This is a genomic window from Rhodococcus sp. PAE-6 (assembly GCF_025290685.1).
GTDB classification, from domain to species: domain Bacteria; phylum Actinomycetota; class Actinomycetes; order Mycobacteriales; family Mycobacteriaceae; genus Rhodococcus; species Rhodococcus pyridinivorans.
Map to the genome: position 1 here is coordinate 354,636 of NZ_JAOCLZ010000003.1, position 20,106 is coordinate 374,741.

Here is a 20,106-nt window from a genome sequence, read left to right on the forward strand (position 1 = left end):
AGGATCAGGGTCGGCGTCACCCGAAGTGATGAGGCATCTGCCGCCCATCGGGCGACGCGCGCGGGGGGATGTGCGCGCGATTCTGAGGTCATGTTCAGCCACATCGCCGCTTTCATCGTCGGGTGCGAGATCGCGTTCTGGGTCGTGCTCGCGGTCGGCCTCGTGTGCCGGTATCTGCTCCGGCTCCGGAGGACGGGCACGGTGCTGCTCGCCCTGATCCCGCTGATCGACGTCGTTCTGCTCGCGGCCGTCGCGGTGGATCTGCACAACGGGGCGGAGGTCGGCTGGGTCCACCGCGCCGCGGGTATCTATCTCGGTGCGAGTGTCGCCTTCGGGCCGAGCGTCGTCCGGTGGGCCGACCGGCGGTTCGCCTATCACCTCGCGGGTGGTCCGAAACCGGAACGCGCTCCGAAGGAGGGCCCGGAGGCCTTCCGCAAGGAATGTGTGGACTTCGGGCGATGGCTGCTCGCGGCCGGGATCAGTGCGGCAGCCGTGCTCGGGCTCGGGTCGACCGTCGCGAACGGCGAACAGGCCTCGGCGCTGTACGGAATCTTCCCCACCCTCGCCACGATCACGGTGATCTGGCTGATCACGGGCCCGGTCTGGGTGCTCGGCAAGCAGTAACGACCACACCGCGGCGAGAAATCTCGGGTGCGCGATGAGTTCTCGCGGGGCGGCCGGTCTGTATCCGTGACACCCACACCGCGCCCGCGCAGGACGGGCCGAACGCAGGAGAAACCATGTCGCGCATGCTGTTCGTCAACCTCGCCGTAGAGAACGTCGCCGCCTCCCGTGCATTCTTCGACACGCTCGGATTCACCTTCAACGACATGTTCTGCGACGAGAACACCGCGTGCCTGGAGATCAACGAGCAGACCTACGTGATGTTGCTCGAGAAGCCGCGATTCCGCGACTTCATCAACGACGACATCTGCGACACCACGAAGGCCCGTGAGGCGCTGATGTGCGTGTCGGCCGACAGTCGCGAAGGTGTCGACGCGCTCGTCGACGGCGCGATCGCGGCCGGTGGCAGCGAATGGGTGACGACCGGCGCGCAGAAGGCGCAGGAGGAGATGGGGGACTACGCGTACCAGCGGGCGTTCCGCGACCTCGACAACCACGTCTGGGAGGTCATGTGGATGGACATGGCCGCCGCTCAGCAGGCCGATGCTACGGAAGCTGCGCCTGCCGAGGCGTGACCTTCGACGTCAGCGGGCTGCCGGGTCCTCCGGCAGCCCGAATCGCGCGAACAACGCCGTGGTGTCGTCGGAGAAGAAGACGGTGGCGTGCGCGACCCTACCGTCGACGATGTCGAGCACCTGCAGTTGGAAAGGGTGGTGGCGGCCGTCCTCCCCTCGCATGTACAACCCGAATGCCGGCTGGCCGTTGGCCACGGTGGGAAGCAGCACCTGGTCGCCAGGGCCCTTCGCGGGGCACTTGTGCTTGATGAGGGTGACGATCGCGTCGGGGCCCTGGTACCAGCCCTCGAAGGGCGGCATCTCCCAGACGGCGTCCTGGGTGAGCATCTCGACGAGCGAATCGATGTCGTACTTCTCGAAACCGTCGACCCAGCGCTGCAGCAACGCCTTGGTCTCGGCGCTGTCGGGTTCGGCGAGGTCGTCGTCGCGGACCTGGGCGTCTTTCAGCTGCGCACGTGCCCGTTGCAGAAGGCTGTTGACCGCCGCCGTCGACGTGTCGAGCGCGGCTGCGACCTCGGTGGCGCGCCACTGCAGGACCTCGCGGAGCAGCAGGACCGCGCGCTGACGAGCGGAGAGATGCTGCAGGGCCGCGACGAAGGCGAGGCGGACGGAATCGCGGGAGGCAGCGATGGTGGCGGGATCCGACGGATCGTCGGTGGCGTACCCCACGGGGAACGGCTCGAGCCACGGCACCTCGGGGCGGGTGACCAGATCGTCGGTGGGATCGGAGCTGGGCGCGCCGAGCCCGGTGGGCAACGGCCGGCGACTGCGGCCTTCGAGCGCCGTCAGGCACACGTTGGTGGCGATCCGGTGCAGCCACGTGCGCAGTGAGGAGCGGCCGCCGAAGTTCTCGTAACCGCGCCAGGCGCGCAGGTAGGTCTCCTGGACCAGGTCTTCCGCATCGTGCAGCGACCCGCTCATGCGATAACAGTGGGCGAGCAATTCGCGACGGAACGGCTCGGCGAGTTCCATGAAATCGGTCGACGTCGATGTCGAACCGGCAGATTCTTCGAGCAGTTGTTCGGTCATGAGCGCGATACCCCCGGCTGGTCGGACCCGAATCCGCTACCCGTCAGAGAGTAGTCGGGGGCACCGACAGAAGACAGATGATCGCCGGGTCTCGATCGGGGGGCCGGATACAGGTACCGTGCACGAAGTCGCGCCGAGGTGAGCGCGTGGTGGACGGAGTGGGGACAGGTCGTGCACGAGTACACGCTGCGCGAAGGCGTATCCGGAGCGCGGGGTCACAGCAGGCCCGAGCGCAACGGGCCCGTCGGCCCCTTCGCCGACGTCCTTCCACCCGGGGCACTGGACGTCGAGCGGCCTCCGCTCGACCGGTTCAGGCCGGCCGAGCTCGGACGGGCCGTGGTCGTCGCCGCCGTCCTGATCGCCTTCGTGGTGTGGGCGGTGTTGCGGTGGACCGTCCGGCCCCGGCAGCACAGCGTCGTCGAAGCGGCCGCGCACGGCACCGTCGACGCCTTCGAACATCTCGGGCCGACCTTCGTGAAGCTGGGCCAGCTCATCGCGTCGTCACCCGGACTGTTCCCCGCGGCCCTCGCCGACGCGTGCCTGCGCATGCTTGACGACGTGCCGACCTTCCCTTCCGAGCAGGCCCGCGCGGTGATCGAGGAGGATCTCGGACACCGCATCGACGAGATGTTCGAGTCGTTCGACGATGTGCCGCTCGCCGCGGCGTCTGTGGCCCAGGTGCACGGGTGCGTGCTGCGCGACGGCCGACGGGCCGTGGTGAAGGTGCAGCGACCGGGGATCGCGCACCGCATGCTCGTCGATCTGCGCGCCGCCTACATGGGCGCGAAGCTGCTGCAGCTCTTCGAGTTCTTCCGTATCGCGAACACTCCGGGGATCATCCGCGATCTCTACAACGCGACGATGACCGAGCTCAACGCGGCGGTCGAAGCGGATCGTCAGGATCGTTTCCGCCGCAACATCTCCGCGTTCGGCGACAACGCCTACGTCACGGTGCCCGAGGTGTACTGGCAGTGGTGCGGTCCGCGGGTGATCTGCATGGAGCGTCTGCAGGGCAAGCCCGTCGACCGGGTGGTGCCGGGCCAGGACGATCTCGACACCTCCCTGCTCGTGCGCCGCGGAGTGAAGGTGTGGATGGAGGCGGTGCTCTGTCACGGCCCGTTCCACGGCGACGTGCACGCGGGCAATCTCTGGCTGCTCGACGACGGACGTGTCGCGCTGCTCGACTTCGGCATCGTCGGCGAACTGCCCGAGAAGTGGCGCGCGCTGCTGCGGGCGTTGTTCCGCGCGGCCCTGCTCGACGGGGACTTCACGGCGGTCGCGCAGAGTGTGCGGGCGCTCGGTGTCGCCGCCGATCTCGACGTCGACGACGCGGCGGTCGGCCGGCAGGTTGCCGAGATCTTCGGTCCGCTGCTCGGTCAGGACGTGGGGGAGTTGCGGCTCAGCGAACTGATCGGTGCGCTCGTCTCGCTCGGCCGCAAGTGGAACACGTCGACGCCCGAGGAACTCGTGTTGTTCGGGAAGCAGCTCGGATATTTCGAGCGCTACGCGACCGCGCTGGCGCCGGGCTGGGTGCTCGGCCGCGATCCCTTCGTCTTCCGGAACATCTTCCCGGACGAGGTAGCCATAAGAATCGCCGAATCGAACGTGAGCCTGCCCGACTGAGCCACGAGCCCGTTCGGTCTTTACAGGATCCGACCGGCCCCGTAATTTGAACGATCGTTCGACCAAATTATGGTGCGAGCCACACACTGGCTACCGGAAGGACCGCGACCGCAATGGCAACTTCGCAGGACGTCGTACTGAGCACGCGCGACGGAAACGTCGTGACCTGGACGATCAACCTTCCGGAGGCGCGCAACCCGATCTCGGGTGACGACGTCATCGATCGCCTCGTCGAGCTCGCCGAGGAGGCAAACCGCGACATCGACACCCGCGTCGTCATTCTCACCGGCGCCGGATCGGCCTTCTCCGCCGGCGGCAACGTCAAGGACATGGACGAACGTCGCGGCATGTTCGGCGGCAGCCCCCACGCCCTGCGCGAGGGCTACCGTTACGGCATCCAGCGCCTGCCCCGCGCCATCTACCACTGCGAGGTCCCGATCATCGCGGCCGTCAACGGACCCGCCGTGGGCGCCGGCTGCGACCTCGCGATGATGTGCGACATGCGGATCGCCTCGACGAAGGCGTTCTTCGCGGAGAGCTTCGTCAAGCTCGGCATCATCCCCGGCGACGGCGGCGCCTGGCTGCTTCCGCGCGCGGTCGGTGCGGCGCGCGCCGCCGAGATGGCCTTCACCGGCGACCGCGTCGACGCCGCGACGGCCCTCGACTGGGGCATGGTCTCGCAGGTCGTCGAACCCGAGCAGCTCCTCGACGCCGCGAACGCGCTCGCCGCCCGCGTCGCCGTCAACCCCCCGAACGCACTGCGCATGACGAAGAAGTTGCTGCGCGAAGGTCAGCGCGTCGATCTCGACACGCTCCTCGAACTGTCGGCCTCCTTCCAGGCGCTCTCGCACCACACCGAGGACCACCGCGAAGCCCTCTCGGCGTTCCTAGAACGACGCACCGGCGACTTCACCGGCAACTGACCTTCCCCTCTCCTTGCCCCCACACCCCGGAAGACAAGCCATGCAGCGGACGATCTTCACCGAAGAACACGAGCAGTTCCGGAAGATGGTGCGCGACTTCATCGAACGTGAGGTCGCGCCGCATCGCGAGGAATGGGACGAGATGGGTCGCCCGCCCCGCGAATTCTTCCGCCGGCTGGGCGAACTCGGCATCCTGGGGATCCAGGTCCCCGAGGAGTTCGGCGGAGGGGGCGAGTCCGGCTTCAAGTTCAACACGATCGTCTTCGAAGAGGTTGCGCGCGCCGGAGTCTCGTTCGGCTCCTACACCGTGCACGCCTGCCTGATCCTGCCCTACCTGCTCGAGTACGCGACCGAGGAGCAGAAGCAGCGCTGGCTGCCCGGCTTCGCCGACGGCTCGATCATGACCGCGATCGCGATGACCGAGCCCGGCACCGGCTCCGACCTCGCCAACATCGCGACCTCGGCGAAGCTGTCCGAGGACGGCAAGCACTACATCATCAACGGCGCGAAGACCTTCATCACCGGCGGCGTCACCGCCGACCTCATCCTCACGGTCTGCCGTACGAGTCCGTTCGATCCTGAGAACCGCCGCGGCGGCCTGTCGATCATCGCGGTGCCCACCGACACCGAGGGCTTCGCGGTAGGCCGCAAGCTCGACAAGATCGGCCTGCACCAGCAGGACACCGCCGAGCTCTCGTACACCGACGTGAAGGTGCCGGTCGAGAACCTCCTCGGTGAGGAAGGCGCGGGCTTCGGCTACCTCACCCACAACCTGCCGCAGGAGCGTCTGAGCATCGCTCTGAACCAGGTCGGCTTCGCCGAGGCCGCCATCGCCCACGCGATCGCATACACCAAGGAACGCAAGGTCTTCGGCAAGCCCGTCGCCTCGTTCCAGAACACCAAATTCGTGCTCGCCGAGTGCTCGGCCGAGACCCAGGCCGCGCGTGTCTACGTCGACCACTGCCTCGAACTGCTCGACCGCAAGGAACTGACGGTCGCCGATGCGGCCCGCGCGAAGCTGTTCTGCACCGAGGTCTCCGGTCGCGTCATCGACAAGTGCCTGCAACTGCACGGCGGCTACGGCTACATCACCGAGTATCCGATCGCCCGGCTGTACGCCGACACCCGCGTGACCCGGATCTACGGTGGCACCAGCGAGGTCATGAAGACGATCATCTCCAAGGATCTGGGGCTGTAGGCATGTACCCGGGCCGTTACGCCGCCGTCGCCCCGGATCGGCCCGCCGTGCACGAGGCCGCGACCGGCCGGACACTCACCTATCGGGAGCTCGAGGGCGCGTCCGTCCGGTTCGCGCACTGGCTGCGCGCACACGACGTCGGGAAGGGCGACCACATCGCGGTCGTCACCGTCAACGACGCCACTGCGTTCGAACTATACTGGGGGGCAGTTCGTTCGGGCGTCTACGTCACCTTCGTCAACACGCATCTCGCTCCCGTCGAGGCGGCCTACCTCGTCGACGACTGCGACGCGAAGGTGCTCGTCGTCTCGGCGCCGCTCGCCGATCTCGCCGAGGCGATCGTGCCGCTCACCCCGAAGGTGACGCACCGTGTCGCCTTCGACGAGAACACCGTCTACCTGTCGCCGGCACCGATCTACCACGCCGCGCTCTTGCGGTACGGCGTGTCGACGCAGGCGCTCGGTGGCCCGGGCACACTCGGCCTGGCGCGCATCTGCGACGAGAACGGCAATCGGCTACCCACCGGCGAGATCGGCACCGTCTACTTCGAGCGGGACGACTTCTCGTTCGAGTACTACACGGATCCGGAGAAGACGGCGTCGACCAGGCACCCCTTCGAGGGCAACTGGTACACGACCGGCGACATCGGATCTCTCGACGAGGACGATTATCTGTTCCTCACCGGGCGCGACAAGTTCACGATCATCTCGGGTGGGGTGAACATCTATCTGCAGGAGATCGAGAACGTCCTCGCGCTGCACCGGTTGATCGCGGATGTCGCGGTGGTCGGCGTGCCGGATGCGGACCGCGGTGAACGTGTCGAAGCGTTCGTGCAGCTCGTCCCCGGGGCAGAGGGATCCGACGAGGCCGAGGACGACATCATCGGGTTCTGCCGGGAGCGCCTCTCGCGTTTCAAGTTCCCCCGGCACGTGCGGTTCGTCGACGAACTGCCGCGCACGCCGACGGGCAAGATGGTCGAGGGCAGGCTCGGCGAGCTGATCGCGCAGTACGCCGATACCGGAGCGTTGTCGTGAGAGTGCTGTCGCCGAAGCAGCGCGTCTTCATCGAGGCGGGCCGGAAGGAGTTCGTGCGCAACGGATACGGCTCGTCGTCGATCCGGACCATCGCGCAGGAGGCAGGCGTGAGCCTGTCCGCCCTGTACTACCACTACAAGAACAAACAGGATCTGCTGCTGGCGATCCTGCTCGACGGCGTCGACACCTACGACGCGGTCTGTAACGCCGAACTCGCCCGCGTCGGCGACGATCCGGTCGAGCAGATCCGCGCGTTCGTCAAGGGGAACGTCATCTTCCGCACGCAGTTCCCCGAACAGGGTCGCATGATCGCGACGGAGGTGCGCAATCTCGAACCCGAGGGTGCGCGACTGTACGAGGAACGCCGGCGCGCCGGCCGAAGGCGGATCCGCGACATCATCGATCGCGGTGTCGCACAAGGCGTCTTCACCACGAAGTATCCCGACGACTGCCGCCGATCGATTTTGGCGATGGTCTCGGCTATCGCCAACTGGTATGACCCCGCGGGCCCGGACGACCCGGACGAGATCGCGGAACGCTACGCGGACCTGTCGCTGGCGCTGCTGTGTCCCACCATCACCGGTGGAGAAGGAGATCGACGATGAGTGCACGACTCGTGCCGAGGGCGGGTACCCCCGATCCGGCACTGACGGAACTCCGTGCCGAGGTACGGGCGTTCCTGAAGGAACAGATCGACGCGGGCGTGTTCACCCCGGGCATCGACACCTGGCTGACGCGATGGAACCCCGATTTCACGCGTGCGCTCGCCGCTCGCGGCTGGGTCGGCATGACGATCCCCGTCGAGTACGGCGGACACGGACGAACCTTCATGGAGCGCTTCGTCGTCACCGAGGAGTTGCTCGCAGTGGGCGCTCCGGTCGCCGCCCAGTGGGTCGCCGACCGCCAGGCCGCACCGTCGCTACTGAAGTACGGCACCGAAGAGCAGAAGCAGCGGTTCCTGCCGGGCATCGCGGCCGGTGAGATCTGCTGGGCCATCGGAATGTCCGAGCCCGACTCCGGATCCGACCTCGCGAGCGTCAAGACGAAGGCCACGCAGGTGGACGGTGGGTGGCGGATCTCCGGCACCAAGTTGTGGACGTCCGGGGCCCACCACGCCGACGCCTTCTTCGGCCTCGCGCGGTCCGCCCCGCTCGATCCCGCGCACCGCCACGACGGGCTGAGCCAGTTCATCGTGCTGCTCGACTCCCCGGGCGTGACCATCCGCCCGATCCTGTCGATGTCCGGCGACCACCACTTCAACGAGGTGCTGCTCGACGACGTCTTCGTCCCGGACGACCTGGTGCTCGGACAGATCGGCGCCGGCTGGGAACAGGTGACGAGCGAGCTCGGTTACGAGCGCAGCGGTCCCGAACGTTTCCTGTCGACCTTCGGGGTGCTCGAATCCCTCGTACACGGTGTGGCCGACGGCAGCGTCGAAGCGGACACCCGCATCGGAGCGACCATCGGACGCATGGCGGGCCTGCACCGCATGTCCACCGCGGTCTCCGAGTCCCTCGAACGTGGCGAGAACGCCGAACTCGCGGCGTCGGTCGTGAAGGTGCTCGGCACGAAGACCGAAGGTGACCTGGCGGATCTCGCCGACGAGGTCGCGGGATACACCGCGGCCGACGCACATCTGGCCGAGCTCGTCCGGGCAGGAGTCATGCAACGACCGGGCTTCACACTGCGCGGCGGCACGAGCGAGATCCTCCGCGGGGTCATCGCACGAGGATTGGGGATGAGATGAGCGGGCAGGACGCACTGCAGTCGACGGAACTGCGCGATTTCGCACAGATGTTGTCCGAGGTGTTCACCTCGGGTGACGACCACCGCATCGGTGAGGTCGTGGAACTCGATCGTGCCCTGTGGAGCACCCTCACCGAGCTCGGCCTCGATCGGCTCACGGGTTCGGAGGAGAGCGGCGGAAGCGGCGCGGGATGGCTCGAGGCCGCCCTGCTGCTCGAGGCCGCCGGCAGCGCTGCTGCTGCCGTGCCGGTGGCCGAGAACGATCTGCTCGCGGGCTGGCTCCTCGAGCAGGCGGGCCTCGATGCGGCGCCGGCGGTGCGTACCGCCGCGGTGCTCGACGCCGACGGCCGCGCACGCCACGTGCCGTGGGCCCGGTTCGCGGACTCGATCGTCGTGTTGTGGGAGTCACCGCAGGGATGGCAGGTCGCCGAGGTCGCTCGCGGCGATGTCGAGATCGTCGAGGCCGTGAACCTGGCGGCGGAGCCCCGCGATCACATGTGCGTCGACCTGTCGGCACTGTCCGGGCGCGACGTTCCGGCGGGCACCGCCGACGAGTTCCGCCACCGGGGCGCGCTCGTCCGTGCGCTGGCCACCGCGGGTGCGATGGATCGGGTTCTCGAGCTCGTCGTCGATCACACCACTGCCCGCGTGCAGTTCGGTCGTCCGCTGGCCAAGTTCCAGGCGGTGCAGGCGCTCGTCGCCGACATCGCCACCGAGGCCTCGCTCGTGCACGCCGCCGCGGATGGTGCGGTCGACGCCGTTCTCGCCGGTGGTTTCGATGACGCGTCGACCCGCTTCGCGATCGCGGCGGCCGCGTCGTGTGCCGGACATGCGGCGTCGGTCGTCGCCCGAAACGCGCATCAGGCACTCGGCGCGATCGGCTTCACGATGGAACACGAGCTGCATCGGCACGCCAACCGGATCCTGTCGTGGCGCAGCGAATTCGGCACGGTCGCGTCGTGGGATTCCGAACTGCTCGCCGCGGCCGGTGAAGCCGGGGACGTGTGGGCGTTGATCACGGGTGGCCCGGCACGCTGACGAGCACGAGACATGTCGGTGCATGCTTCAACGCGGTCTTATCGATGTCGTTCACAGGGGCGAGGACTGCACACCACGCGTCCCGGGATCTTCGAACCAGTAGCAGTGACAGTTCACGCCACCGGGGATCTCCCCGGCATCTCCGCAGCGTGGGACGGGGGCGAACCACTGCTGGTACCGGCCGGATTCGGATCGGATTTCGCCCGCGCAGCACCGACCCGTCGACGCAGAGCAAGGGTGACCGTCACGGCTTGCCAGAAGAGAATGCCGACCAGAATCGACAGGGCGAACGCCAACCAGGGATGGTCCTCTCGCAGCGGCAGATACACCTGGAAGTGCGTCAGGTAGATGTAGAGCGACGCGCTCGCCAGCACCCCTGCGATCCGGCTCAGCACAGGTGGGCAGGGAACGGACTCGAGCCACACCAGCAGGCCCAGCCCACCGATGACGAGAAGTTCTCGCTGGAGATCACCCGAGAAGTATCCGGGCACCGTGGCTGCGATCACCGCCGTGACGATCATTCGGTGCCACACGGTCGTCGACGTAGCGGCAGCCCAGCCCAGGGCGAACAACCAGAAGACCATCGACGCGCTCAGAATCAGATTGTTGCCGTCCCCGAGCTCGATCACGCGGTAGCGGGGGAGCAGACCCACACCCACCAAGGCCATCGCGAACCAGAACGAGTGCCTGCGCTCAACACGGTCGATGAGCGGGATGGACAACACCGCGATGACTACGAGCAGGATGTACACGATCGCTTCGATGAACCAGTACCGCCATTCGGGCGTCCACCCGTCGGGGCCGAGAATGCCGTTGAGCAACAACGCACTGGTCACGAGATAGTCCCCGGTCAGTGCGATCACGACGCCGAGCCACACCATGCTGGGTACGGCAATTCGGGCGACGCTGCCCAGGACATGTCGCACCCGTTCGGTACGGGGAGTGGCGAGATGAAAGCGTGCGAAGTTGTATCCGGTGACCCCCAGCAGCACATGCGCGCCGCCGAGAACCCCGAACAACCGGATGTGCGAACCGACGATCAGCACGATCGCAACAGCGCGGAGCAGCACGTTGGTCTCGACCGCCCGCCACCATCGTCGCCGGGGCGTAGGCACGAAATCCTTGATCGCGGTGGTGTGCCAGTTCTGGGGTAGATAGCCGAGCATGCGCTCGAGCCGCAGAGACATCTGCACATAGGACAGCGAGTCGCCGCCCAGGCTCACGAACGAGCTGTCGTCGGTGACCTGCCCACTGTGCAGCACCTCGGCATACAGGGTCCGCAGGGCGGCCGTGTCCACGACGGTGCTCTCTGCCTCGGGTGAATCGGGCGTCGCGTGGTGCACGAGCTCGGCCACTGCCCGAAGGTCGGGTTTGCCCGTGCCGGTCCGCGGAAGCTCGTCGACGAGACACACCCGCACGGCCGCGACGGGAAGACCACAGGCCCGTGCGCTCGCGGACCGGACCGCCTCGAGATCGCTCGCGCCCTCGACCGCCACGATCATGTCGTCCGTCCCGCCGACACAGCATGCCGTCAGTCCCTGTTCGGCGAGGGTCGACTCGACCTGCTGCAGGTCGATCCGTAGCCCGAAGATCTTGACGAAACGGCTGCGTCGGCCCACCACCTCGTACACGCCGCCGTCGATCTGCCGCGCGAGGTCGCCGGTCCGCAGTTCACCCTCGAGGACGTCCCCGAGACCCAGATCCTCGGGCGTGTGCGCGTAGCCGAGCATTACGTTCGGCCCCGTGTAGATCAGTTCACCGGTGCCGTCCGGAGCGTCCGGTATCGGCTCGAGCCGGAAGGATCCACCGGGAACAGCTCGTCCGATCGACTGCGGATAGTCGGAGGCGAGTTCCGGAGGCAGGTACGCCATCCGTGCGGTCGCCTCCGTCTGCCCGTACATGACGAAGAAATCCCAGCCCCGCTCACGGCCCGACTGCGTATAGGCGCGGACCCGATCCGGTGAGAGTCGACCGCCGGCCTGGGTGATGTAGCGCAGGTCGGCTAGGTCCAGTTCGTCGAATCCGAACCGATCGAGCAGATCGAACGTGTAGGGCACGCCGGCGAAGCTGGTGCCGCGGTGGTCTCGGAACAGCTCCCAGAACGCCGGGTCGGTCACCGAGCGGCTCGTGAGGATCACTGCGGCTCCGCGCAGTAGGTGGCTGTGGATGACAGAGAGCCCGTAGCAGTAATGCATCGGCAGCGTCGTCACTGCCCGGTCGGTACTACGGATGTCGAGGTACTCCGCGATCGACTCTGCATTGGACTGCACGTTGCGATGGGACAGGCGGACGAGTTTCGGGGAGCCCGTCGAGCCGGAGGTGCTCAGCAGCAGCGCCAGGTCGGGGTGCAGTACATGCGCAGAACCGTCACCCCGTTCCTCGATCGTCACGGTCCCGTCGATACTGCGCACCACCACGTCGGGTCGGTATGCGGCGATCAGGCCTTCGAAGGCTGCGGGGTGGTCGCCCGGCGCCAGCAGAACCGGATGTCCGGCGAGTAGCGCTGCAAGGTAGACGACAAGAACATCGATCTCGTTGGCACCTGCGATCAACACCAGTCGGCGGGTGTTGCCCAGCCGGGCAGTTGCCCGATGGACTCGGTCGGCCAGGTCGCTGTAGGTGACGGTTTCCTGCTGGGTGATCAAGGCTGGGGCGTCACCGAAGTCTTCCAGATGGAGGACGAAACGCACGCGAGGATGTTCCTTGCGGAAGAACGGGCTGAGCACCGATAGAGTGTAAGGGCTGCCAAACCTGACAACCGAGGGCTTGAATTGGCCTTTACCACCACCTTATGGGTTCGCCCCCCACACACATGTCGCCGCGGTCGTGGGTGGATCCGATGCTGCAGTCGTGTCCGAGGTGTTGCGACGCGCGCACGTGGCGGGCGCGCACTGCTACAGCAGTCGGTTGCACGCCGGCCGGACGCCGTCACGCGCCCCTTGCTGTGATCAGGCAGCGGGTGCTGTGCCCGCGTCGCAGGGTGCGGCATCGGCTGTGACGTCGAGGCCGGGAGCGAGGATGTCGAGCAGCATGCGCACCTGGCGTGTGGGTGCGACGACGTGGAAACGGCCGGGCCGGATGTGAACGGCATCGGCGAGCATCGAGGCGACCTCGGAGTACATGAAGGTCACCTCGGACAGATCGACGACGACGTGGTCGCCCGAGTGTGCGAGGTCGCCGAGAGTGGAGGCGAACTCCGCTCGGGCGGTCATGTCGAGATCTCCCTTCGCCCGCAGGACGCTGCAGCGACGGGAGGGCGAGTGGACGTCGAGACGGTAGCGCGGTGCTCGGGCGACCGTCTCTGCACCGACTCGTGAGAGTGCGCCGGTGTGGGTGACGATCCTGCGGGTGGTGCTCGTAGGTGTGCTCATTGCGGTCTCCTGTCGGCGTGGATTTCGTGCCGTCCGGTGCGGGCTGGATCACGAGCAGACGGTCGGCCTGCTGGGGTCGTGGTGAGAACGTCGGGGTCCGGTGAGAACTCGCCTCGGGCTTGCACAGAGCCTGTCCGACGGATGTCGCTTCGCCACCACCCGTTCCATAACGGAACGATAACGAAACATCACGGTTCTGTAACGTAGGCGTTCGGAGCTGCGAAAATATCCTATGTTCCTGGCTCCGTCGGCCCGAGCGGACGATCGGTGGCCGGAGATGGGATGCTGGATCCATGAGCGCTGTTCCTGCCGACGCTGCCGCCGACGCGGAGGCCGCGTTCGGCGGCCTCGTCGTGGAGACGGAGCTCGCCCCCATCCATCGGCTCGGCAGCGGTGCGCTGTCCGCCGTCGAACTGCAACTGCGTGGTCCGGAAGGATCATCGTTGCACGATGCGACCGCTCTGAGCGAGGCCGCCCGGGCGATGCATCAGAAGTCGGAACTGGACCGGATCAAGTGGCGCAGGGCCGGACGGCAAGCCGAGTCGGCGGTTCCGCATCTGGTGACCGTCGATCTCGATTCGCTCGACGAACTCGGCGCGCTCGGGGATCGAGCGGGCCCGACCACGGTCGCTCTCATCACCGAGCAGGCGCTGATCGCCGCCCCTGCCAGGACGCTGCGCACCATTGCGGCGGCGCGCACCGCCGGCATGCTCGTCGCGGTGGACGGTGTGGGAGCGCGTGCTCAGGCCCTCGCGCTGCTGCCGCTCGTCGAACCGGATGTGATCATCACGTCGCCGGCCCTGATCGCGCGTGCGGCCGACGCCTCGACGGCGAGGATTGCCCACGCCGTCGCCGCGTACATCGAATCCAGCAGCGCGGTCGTCATCGCGCAGGGCGTCGATTCGGAACTGCATCGCCGCCGCGCTCTGGGATTGGCCGCCGAATACGGAATGGGCGCGCTGTATCCGACAGTCGGATCGACCGGGGATGCCGCGCAAGCGGATTCGGATGTCGAACCGATATCGCTGCGTCCGCGACGGGCCGTTCCCGGCGGCCCCGAACTCACTCCCTTCGCTCTGGCGTCCGAAGGACGCAGACGCACAAGTAGTTTCAAGCGACTTCTGGTGTCGATGAGCAAGCTGCTCGAGACCAACGCGGTGGGAGCCGGACCGGAGACGATCGTGCTCGGCACCTTCCAGCGCGCCGAGCACTTCACCCCGACCTCCCGGGTTCGATGGGCGCAGCTCGCCGAGCAGGTCGCCTACACCGGGGTCTACGGCGTCGGAATCGATCCCTACGTGGACTCCGCGGTACACCACGCGCCGTTGGACCCGAACGATCCGATCGTCGACGAATGGAACGTCGTCGTCCTCGGTCCGCACTTCGCGTGCGTACTCGCCGCGCTCGACATGCACACCGACGCAGCGGATCTCGACCGAGAGTTCCGCTACGTGCTGTCCTACGACCGCGGCACCGTGATCCGGTGTGCCCACAGCATCCTGGCGCGTTTCGAGGGGTGACCCGAGGGAGAGCGGCTCAGGACGAGGGTGGGACCTCCAAGGGGACCGGTCGGGGACGGGACAGGGTCGCGCGCGCCGCGCGGGCGACGGACTCCCGGTCGTAGGAGACGACGTACTCGAACTCCCGCTCGCCGCCGGCCGTTCGACGGTGCAGGTCGAGGGCAGAGAGCGCGCACGCGAACGACTCTCCCAGGAGGATGACGTTCCACTCGTCGACGAGGGGATCGTGCGGCTCGATCGGGACGAGGTCCGGGCCCGAGGTGCTCGTGCCGAACCCGACCGCGAAGACCGCGACGTGCGCGAGGGTGTCGGCCATCGACAGCCATCGTCTGCGTGCGGCCCCGGTGAAGTGGTCGTGGTGCTGGAAGGTGCCGAGGGCGATCGTGTCGGGTCCGGCCTCCCCGGCTCGCGCCTCGAGGTCGGCGCTCATGGACACGAGCAGACCCTTGCCGCTCCGCACGCGTTCCCGACCGGCAGACAGGATGCGGAAGGGCGCGGCGGTCGCGTCGTCGAGCGGCGCACTCCAGGTGGGTTCACGGAACAACCCTCCGCGCGGCGACGAAGGGCCGGCTTCACCCTCCGCAACGTGTAGTGCTGTACCGCAACCGAAATCGATACCGTGGGCGAGGGCCGCCTCGCGATGAAGGTCGGAGTCGACGCCCTCGGCGAGAACGACGGAGTTCGTGCGCTCGCAGTGGGCCCGCAACGACAGCAGGGTAGTGGCGGCCCGCAGGTCGGATGCGACGAGCGCCTCGGCCGGTACGACGACCACCTCCGGCTCGACCAGAGCCAGGACGACCGTGGCGCGGGACGCCGATTCCGCGATGCGTACCGCCACGGCGAATCCGCGCTCGCGCACAGCGGCGATCCGGTGCAGGACCGTCGGGGGATCGGCGAACACCTCGTGCTCGTCGACCAGTGCGACGGCATCGCGTCCGGCCACCGGCCTGTGCGCGAGGTCGGTCAACGGCATCACAGCCGCGACGACCGTGTCGTCCACGAGGTCGTGGATCGTGCTCGCGTGCATGACGTGCCGCCTTCCCGCATCACGCGGCGGTCCGTCCGCCGAGCATCACGCCGGACGCGCGCAGGCTCGCAGGATCCGGGGCGTCGTCCGTTGCGGACATCCTGCCAGCCGCCACGTCGGTCACGTCGACGGGATCACCGCAGATACAGGCGGACCTTGTCGATCTCGTTGCGCAGCAGGTCGATCTCCTCGGCGGTGGGATCCTCGGTCAGCGTCAGCTCGTCGGAGACCTTCAGATCCCAGCCGGTGGCGGCGCGGACCTGGTCGACGGTGACACCGCGGTGGATGCTGGTCAGTTCGAGTTCGTCGAAGGAATCTTGCCGCGACAGCACGCCCAGACTGGTGAACACCTTCGTCACCCCGCGGCCGCGGGGCATGATGCCGACGCCCGCCTCACGGGCGCGCACCGGGCTCGGGGTCGTGCAGAAGTCCAGTTCGGCGGGGAAGGCACTCGGATCGTGGCGTCGCATGATCACGAACACCTCGCCGGCGTTGGGCATGATCTCGACGGCTCCGCCGCCGCCGGGCAGGCGCACGGTGGGCTTGTCCCAGTCGCCGATGATGCTGGTGTTGAGGCTGCCGTCGCGGTCGATCTGCGCCGCCCCGAGGAACCCGACGTCGACGTTGCCGCCTTGGAGCACATACCCGAACAGCGACGCCATGGACACCACGGATTCGGCGCCGGAGACCACGACGGAGTCGGCGATGCCCTCGGCCATCGCCTCGGGGTGCGCACCACAGACCCCGGATTCGTAGATCAGCTCGACGTCGGGGTTCGACGTGCGGGCGGCGAGGTCGACGGCGAGGGTGGGCAGACCCACCCCGGCGAAGACCCGGGCCTTGCCGGCCAGGGCCCGCGCGGCGACGGAGACGATCAGTTCGGTGGTGGAGAAGGTTTCGGCGGTGGTCACTTTCGGCTCCCGTAGTCGACGGTCCCGGAGGGGCGCGGCGCGACCTCGAGGTCGGCCCAGTACTCTTCGCCCAGTTTCTCGAGGTATTCGGCGTGATCGGCGGTGGTGAGGACCCATTCCTTCAACCAGGTGCGCAGTTGCTGGGGGTCCTTGCTGATCGCGGTCCATCGGCGGTAGAACGCGCAGTCGCGGTCGTAGTAACCCTGCGCGTAGGAGGGGTGCGCTCCGCGCGGGCTCAGCACCACCGCGTCCACCGCGTGCGAGGGGACGAGGGTGCGGCTGGGATCGGAGCGGATCACGTCGTCGTCGACGATCTCTTCGACCACCACGATGGCCTTCTTCGCAGCGTAGACCGCTTCCTGCTGCACACCGGCGATGCCCCAGATCTGGACGTTGCCGGAGCGGTCGGCGCGCTGCGCGTGGATGATCGTCACGTCCGGGTTCAGCGGAGGCACGACGTAGACGCTGCCGCCGCTGAAGGGATCCTCGACGAGCCGGATGTTCGGGTTGATCTTCGGCAGGTCGCTGCCGGCATACGAGCGCAGCGGGAAGAAGGGCAGCCCGGCCGCGCCGGCCTGGTAGCGGCAGACCATGCCGTAGTGGCTGTACTCCTCGACCTCGAGTGCGACGGGGTCGTGGCTCTCGATGCGCCGGCGGATCTCGTACAGCGACCCGGCCGAGCCGCTGGCGAAAAACGAGGCGACGAGCTTCGACACGCAGTCGGCGGCGATGAGCTGATCGGAGATGATGTCGGGGGTCATGCGGCACAACGTCAGGTCGCGCCTGCCCTGCCGGATGATCTCGTGCGCCGCGGCGAACGGGATGAGGTGCGAGAAACCCTCGAGGGCAACGGTCATGCCGTCCTCGACATAGGTGGCGATCGCCTCGCGCAGGGTCATGAGTTTGTCCGGCATACCCGGTCGTCCTCCGTGTGGTCGGTAATTCGGTGTCGGATATCAGGCGCCCGCAGGCGCAATAATCGACGGGTGGAGATCCAGCAGGTGAAGGCGTTCCTGGCGGTGGCGGAGGAACTGCATTTCGGTCGCGCGGCGCAGCGGCTGCACATGGCCCAGCCGCCGCTCAGCCGCACGATCCGCAGGCTCGAGAAAGAACTCGGAGCCGAACTCTTCGAACGCAACACCCGCAGCGTGCGGTTGACGGAGAGCGGTCGCGCGCTCGTGGAGCCGGCCCGGAACATCCTCGACGCCTGCCGGCTGGCCGAGATGGCGGTGACCGCCGCGGGGTCGGGCCAGACCGGCAGGGTCCGTATCGGTTTCGCCGGTTCGTCCTCGCACTATCTCGTGGGCCGGTGGGCGAAGCTCGTGCGGCGCACTCATCCCGGTATCGAATTCGTGCTCGACAGTTCGGCGTACGCGAGCGAGGCGCTCAACAAGCTGGCCGCGGGCAAGCTCGACATCGGCATCGTGCGCCTGTTGTTCTTCCCACCGGGGATCGCGTCGCGCGTCGTGGCCCGAGAGAACCTCGTCGTGGCGCTGCCCAAGGAGCACCCGCTCGCCGACCGTGAGCAGGTCCGGCTCGAGGACCTCGCGCACGAGGCGTGGGTGATGCTGCCCGCCGAACCCGGATCGATGCTGCGCGAGCTGTTGCTCCGTATCGCCCACGACGTCGGATTCACGCCCAGAATCGTTCAGAGCGCCCCGGATTCGCTGTCGCTGATCGCCCTGGTCTCGGCCGGGGTGGGATGTTCGATGACGGTCTCGTCGGTCGCAGCGAACGTCATCAACCCCGAGGTCGTGTTCGTTCCTCTCGCAGATCATCCCGAGCCGCTCGACGTGCGGCTCGTGTGGCGGGAGGACGACGACAGTGCCGCGCTGCGGGAGGTTCTCCGCCTCTCCGAGGAAGCGCTGCCGACTCCGGATTGACCGGGGCCGGCCGGCGACTGCGCCGGCCGGCCCCGAGTGCGAGCGATCCGTCCTAGGCATGGACGCGATCTCGTGGGGTGTCGTCGGTTCCCGGAGTACGGCGGTCGTGCTCGGCCGCCTCCGACTGCTCGAGGGCGAGTTCGTCGGCGTCGGACTTCTCGGCGACCGAGGGTGCCTTCGGGTCGTATCCGGTGCGCTCGAGCAGTGCCAGGGTGCACACGAGGGAAACCGCTGCGTAGCAGGCCGCCGCGATGGCCACGCCGGTGACGTCACCGGACGAGTTGAGCAGGTACTGGGCGAGAACCGGGGTGCCACCACCGACGATCAGCGAGCACAGCTGGTAGGCGAGCGACAGGCCCGAGTACCGGATGTTTGCCGGGAAGGCGCGGGCCAGGATGCCGGCGATCGCGCCGTAGAACATCGAGTGCGGAATCGTCGCGAGGCACATACCGATCACGGCGACCGCGAAGGTCTCGGTGCGGATCGCGAAGAACATCGCCGGCATGAGGAACAGCTCCGGGACGATCATCAGGAGCATGGCCCTGCGCATGTCGATTTTCGACACCAGCACGGCACCGAACGGCTGCACGATGAACTGCACGACGAGGGCGATGGCGATGATCGCGAGGAAGGTGCCGCGCTCGTAACCGAGTTCGCTCGTCGCCCACGACAGCGCGAAGGTGTTCTTGAAATAGGTCACCTGGGCGAGGGGCAGTGCACCGGCGCCGAGCAGGACCAGGACCCAGTGCTTGCGCAGCACTTCCTTGATCGGGAGCTTGACGGTCTTCTTGCGTGCCAGAACGGCTTTCATCGCGTCCGATTCCTCGAGCTTGAGGCGGATCACCATGCCTATGACGACCAGCACGCCCGACAGCAGGAACGGGATGCGCCAGCCCCACATCATGAACTGCGGGGTGGGCAGCGCTGCGAGGAAGAAGAAGGCCATCGTCGACAGCAGGTTGCCGGCGGGCGAACCCTGCTGCGCGAACGCCGAATACAGGATTCCCTTGCCCTTCGGGGCGTTCTCGCTGGCGATGAGGACGGCGCCGCCCCATTCGCCGCCGACCGCGACGCCCTGCACGATGCGCAGGAAGACCAGCAGGACCGGCGCCCACATTCCGATCTGCGCGTAGGTGGGGAGCAAACCGATGCCCACCGTCGCGATGCCCATCATGACGAGCGTGATGACGAGGGTGTTCTTGCGTCCGAGGCGGTCTCCGAGATGGCCGAAGATGACGCCACCGAGTGGGCGGGCGAGGAAGCCGGCCCAGAGGGTGACGAACGCGAGGAGGGTCGCGACACCGCTCGAGAGTTCGTCCGAGAAGAAGACCTGGCCGAACACCAGCGCGGCGGCCGTGCCGTAGATGTAGAAGTCGTACCACTCGATGGTGGTGCCGATGAAGGAGGCGATACCGGCCTTGCGGGCCTTCCTCGCGATCTCCTGATCGGTGGGTGTGGACGAACTCATGCGCCCTCCGTCTGCTACGCCCCCGGACGAGGCGGGTGGAATGTGGTCTGCGTCTCAACAGAGAGTGGCAGGGCTCGGATTTCCAGTCCAATACCCAATAGGACCCGAATCGATACCGCAGAGGTATTACTGGGGA

Annotated in this window: 18 protein-coding genes; 11 read left to right on the forward strand and 7 right to left on the reverse strand. The window is 67.4% G+C overall.

What is annotated here, in order from left to right; translation table 11 throughout:
* Nucleotides 1-90 precede the first annotated feature (90 nt).
* Together NVV99_RS09555 and NVV99_RS09560 are read left to right on the forward strand one after the other, a co-directional pair.
* The gene (locus NVV99_RS09555; protein WP_024102108.1) at nucleotides 91-624 is read left to right on the forward strand and encodes a hypothetical protein; all 534 of its coding nucleotides are present in this window, start codon (nucleotides 91-93) and stop codon (nucleotides 622-624) included.
* Nucleotides 625-740: 116 nt separating this feature from the next.
* On the forward strand, nucleotides 741-1,199 hold the full coding sequence (locus NVV99_RS09560) for a VOC family protein (RefSeq protein ID WP_024102107.1): 459 nt from the start codon (nucleotides 741-743) through the stop codon (nucleotides 1,197-1,199).
* Nucleotides 1,200-1,208: 9 nt separating this feature from the next.
* Here NVV99_RS09560 and NVV99_RS09565 read toward each other — a convergent pair whose 3' ends face one another.
* On the reverse strand, nucleotides 1,209-2,228 hold the full coding sequence (locus NVV99_RS09565; protein ID WP_024102106.1) for a sigma-70 family RNA polymerase sigma factor: 1,020 nt from the start codon (nucleotides 2,226-2,228) through the stop codon (nucleotides 1,209-1,211).
* 186 nt (nucleotides 2,229-2,414) lie between these two features.
* On the opposite strand from NVV99_RS09565, the gene NVV99_RS09570 reads away from it, so the two are divergent.
* The 7 genes from NVV99_RS09570 (at nucleotide 2,415) to NVV99_RS09600 (ending at nucleotide 9,790) form a co-directional block, all read left to right on the forward strand.
* On the forward strand, nucleotides 2,415-3,851 hold the full coding sequence (locus NVV99_RS09570) for an AarF/ABC1/UbiB kinase family protein (RefSeq protein ID WP_051424940.1): 1,437 nt from the start codon (nucleotides 2,415-2,417) through the stop codon (nucleotides 3,849-3,851).
* 113 nt (nucleotides 3,852-3,964) lie between these two features.
* Nucleotides 3,965-4,774, forward strand: coding sequence for a crotonase/enoyl-CoA hydratase family protein (locus NVV99_RS09575; protein WP_024102104.1), 810 nt, complete (start codon nucleotides 3,965-3,967; stop codon nucleotides 4,772-4,774).
* Between the two features lie 40 nt (nucleotides 4,775-4,814).
* On the forward strand, nucleotides 4,815-5,972 hold the full coding sequence (locus NVV99_RS09580) for an acyl-CoA dehydrogenase family protein (RefSeq protein WP_006553733.1): 1,158 nt from the start codon (nucleotides 4,815-4,817) through the stop codon (nucleotides 5,970-5,972).
* Nucleotides 5,973-5,974: 2 nt separating this feature from the next.
* Nucleotides 5,975-7,006 carry an AMP-binding protein gene (locus NVV99_RS09585; RefSeq protein WP_024102103.1) on the forward strand — a complete coding sequence of 344 codons (1,032 nt, stop codon included), beginning with the start codon at nucleotides 5,975-5,977 and terminating at the stop codon, nucleotides 7,004-7,006.
* A complete protein-coding gene (locus tag NVV99_RS09590) occupies nucleotides 7,003-7,611 on the forward strand; it encodes a TetR/AcrR family transcriptional regulator (protein ID WP_228044701.1) in 609 nt (202 codons plus the stop codon). Before NVV99_RS09585 ends, NVV99_RS09590 begins: the two co-directional genes overlap by 4 nt.
* Nucleotides 7,608-8,753, forward strand: coding sequence for an acyl-CoA dehydrogenase family protein (locus NVV99_RS09595; protein WP_024102101.1), 1,146 nt, complete (start codon nucleotides 7,608-7,610; stop codon nucleotides 8,751-8,753). The genes NVV99_RS09590 and NVV99_RS09595 overlap by 4 nt, the downstream gene beginning before the upstream one ends.
* On the forward strand, nucleotides 8,750-9,790 hold the full coding sequence (locus NVV99_RS09600; RefSeq protein ID WP_024102100.1) for an acyl-CoA dehydrogenase family protein: 1,041 nt from the start codon (nucleotides 8,750-8,752) through the stop codon (nucleotides 9,788-9,790). Before NVV99_RS09595 ends, NVV99_RS09600 begins: the two co-directional genes overlap by 4 nt.
* Nucleotides 9,791-9,903: 113 nt before the next feature.
* Here the strand turns inward: NVV99_RS09600 and NVV99_RS09605 are convergent, their stop codons facing one another.
* Together NVV99_RS09605 and NVV99_RS09610 are read right to left on the reverse strand one after the other, a co-directional pair.
* Entirely contained in the window at nucleotides 9,904-12,480 is a 2,577-nt protein-coding gene (locus NVV99_RS09605; RefSeq protein ID WP_024102099.1) for an AMP-binding protein, read from the reverse strand.
* Nucleotides 12,481-12,738: 258 nt separating this feature from the next.
* Nucleotides 12,739-13,161, reverse strand: a complete 423-nt coding sequence (locus NVV99_RS09610) for an STAS domain-containing protein (protein WP_024102098.1) — start codon at nucleotides 13,159-13,161, stop codon at nucleotides 12,739-12,741.
* Between the two features lie 293 nt (nucleotides 13,162-13,454).
* Here NVV99_RS09610 and NVV99_RS09615 point away from each other — a divergent pair, with 293 nt between their 5' ends.
* Nucleotides 13,455-14,681 carry a DICT sensory domain-containing protein gene (locus tag NVV99_RS09615; protein WP_024102097.1) on the forward strand — a complete coding sequence of 409 codons (1,227 nt, stop codon included), beginning with the start codon at nucleotides 13,455-13,457 and terminating at the stop codon, nucleotides 14,679-14,681.
* A gap of 16 nt (nucleotides 14,682-14,697) precedes the next feature.
* Here NVV99_RS09615 and NVV99_RS09620 read toward each other — a convergent pair whose 3' ends face one another.
* From NVV99_RS09620 to NVV99_RS09630, 3 genes are all read right to left on the reverse strand, one after another.
* Nucleotides 14,698-15,708 (reverse strand): DICT sensory domain-containing protein, encoded by a 1,011-nt coding sequence (locus NVV99_RS09620; protein WP_024102096.1) that lies wholly within the window; start codon nucleotides 15,706-15,708, stop codon nucleotides 14,698-14,700.
* Between the two features lie 134 nt (nucleotides 15,709-15,842).
* Nucleotides 15,843-16,619, reverse strand: coding sequence for a 3-oxoadipate--succinyl-CoA transferase subunit B (locus NVV99_RS09625; protein WP_024102094.1), 777 nt, complete (start codon nucleotides 16,617-16,619; stop codon nucleotides 15,843-15,845).
* A complete protein-coding gene (locus NVV99_RS09630; RefSeq protein ID WP_006553722.1) occupies nucleotides 16,616-17,533 on the reverse strand; it encodes a CoA transferase subunit A in 918 nt (305 codons plus the stop codon). The genes NVV99_RS09625 and NVV99_RS09630 overlap by 4 nt, the downstream gene beginning before the upstream one ends.
* A gap of 72 nt (nucleotides 17,534-17,605) precedes the next feature.
* Between NVV99_RS09630 and NVV99_RS09635 the strand changes: the two genes are divergently transcribed.
* On the forward strand, nucleotides 17,606-18,502 hold the full coding sequence (locus tag NVV99_RS09635) for a LysR family transcriptional regulator (protein WP_024102093.1): 897 nt from the start codon (nucleotides 17,606-17,608) through the stop codon (nucleotides 18,500-18,502).
* 52 nt (nucleotides 18,503-18,554) lie between these two features.
* On the opposite strand, the gene NVV99_RS09640 is transcribed toward NVV99_RS09635, so the two are convergent.
* A complete protein-coding gene (locus tag NVV99_RS09640; protein WP_024102092.1) occupies nucleotides 18,555-19,970 on the reverse strand; it encodes an MFS transporter in 1,416 nt (471 codons plus the stop codon).
* Between the last annotated feature and the right edge of the window lie 136 nt (nucleotides 19,971-20,106).

Bases quoted from the DNA above. Each gene is read 5' to 3' on its own strand.
- NVV99_RS09595 (WP_024102101.1), top strand. From the start codon at position 7,608: ATGAGTGCACGACTCGTGCCGAGGGCGGGTACCCCCGATCCGGCACTG.
- NVV99_RS09580 (WP_006553733.1), top strand. From the start codon at position 4,815: ATGCAGCGGACGATCTTCACCGAAGAACACGAGCAGTTCCGGAAGATG.
- NVV99_RS09615 (WP_024102097.1), top strand. From the start codon at position 13,455: ATGAGCGCTGTTCCTGCCGACGCTGCCGCCGACGCGGAGGCCGCGTTC.
- NVV99_RS09585 (WP_024102103.1), top strand. From the start codon at position 5,975: ATGTACCCGGGCCGTTACGCCGCCGTCGCCCCGGATCGGCCCGCCGTG.
- NVV99_RS09620 (WP_024102096.1), bottom strand. From the start codon at position 15,708: ATGCACGCGAGCACGATCCACGACCTCGTGGACGACACGGTCGTCGCG.
- NVV99_RS09600 (WP_024102100.1), top strand. From the start codon at position 8,750: ATGAGCGGGCAGGACGCACTGCAGTCGACGGAACTGCGCGATTTCGCA.
- NVV99_RS09630 (WP_006553722.1), bottom strand. From the start codon at position 17,533: ATGCCGGACAAACTCATGACCCTGCGCGAGGCGATCGCCACCTATGTC.
- NVV99_RS09610 (WP_024102098.1), bottom strand. From the start codon at position 13,161: ATGAGCACACCTACGAGCACCACCCGCAGGATCGTCACCCACACCGGC.
- NVV99_RS09640 (WP_024102092.1), bottom strand. From the start codon at position 19,970: ATGAGTTCGTCCACACCCACCGATCAGGAGATCGCGAGGAAGGCCCGC.
- NVV99_RS09575 (WP_024102104.1), top strand. From the start codon at position 3,965: ATGGCAACTTCGCAGGACGTCGTACTGAGCACGCGCGACGGAAACGTC.
- NVV99_RS09555 (WP_024102108.1), top strand. From the start codon at position 91: ATGTTCAGCCACATCGCCGCTTTCATCGTCGGGTGCGAGATCGCGTTC.
- NVV99_RS09565 (WP_024102106.1), bottom strand. From the start codon at position 2,228: ATGACCGAACAACTGCTCGAAGAATCTGCCGGTTCGACATCGACGTCG.
- NVV99_RS09560 (WP_024102107.1), top strand. From the start codon at position 741: ATGTCGCGCATGCTGTTCGTCAACCTCGCCGTAGAGAACGTCGCCGCC.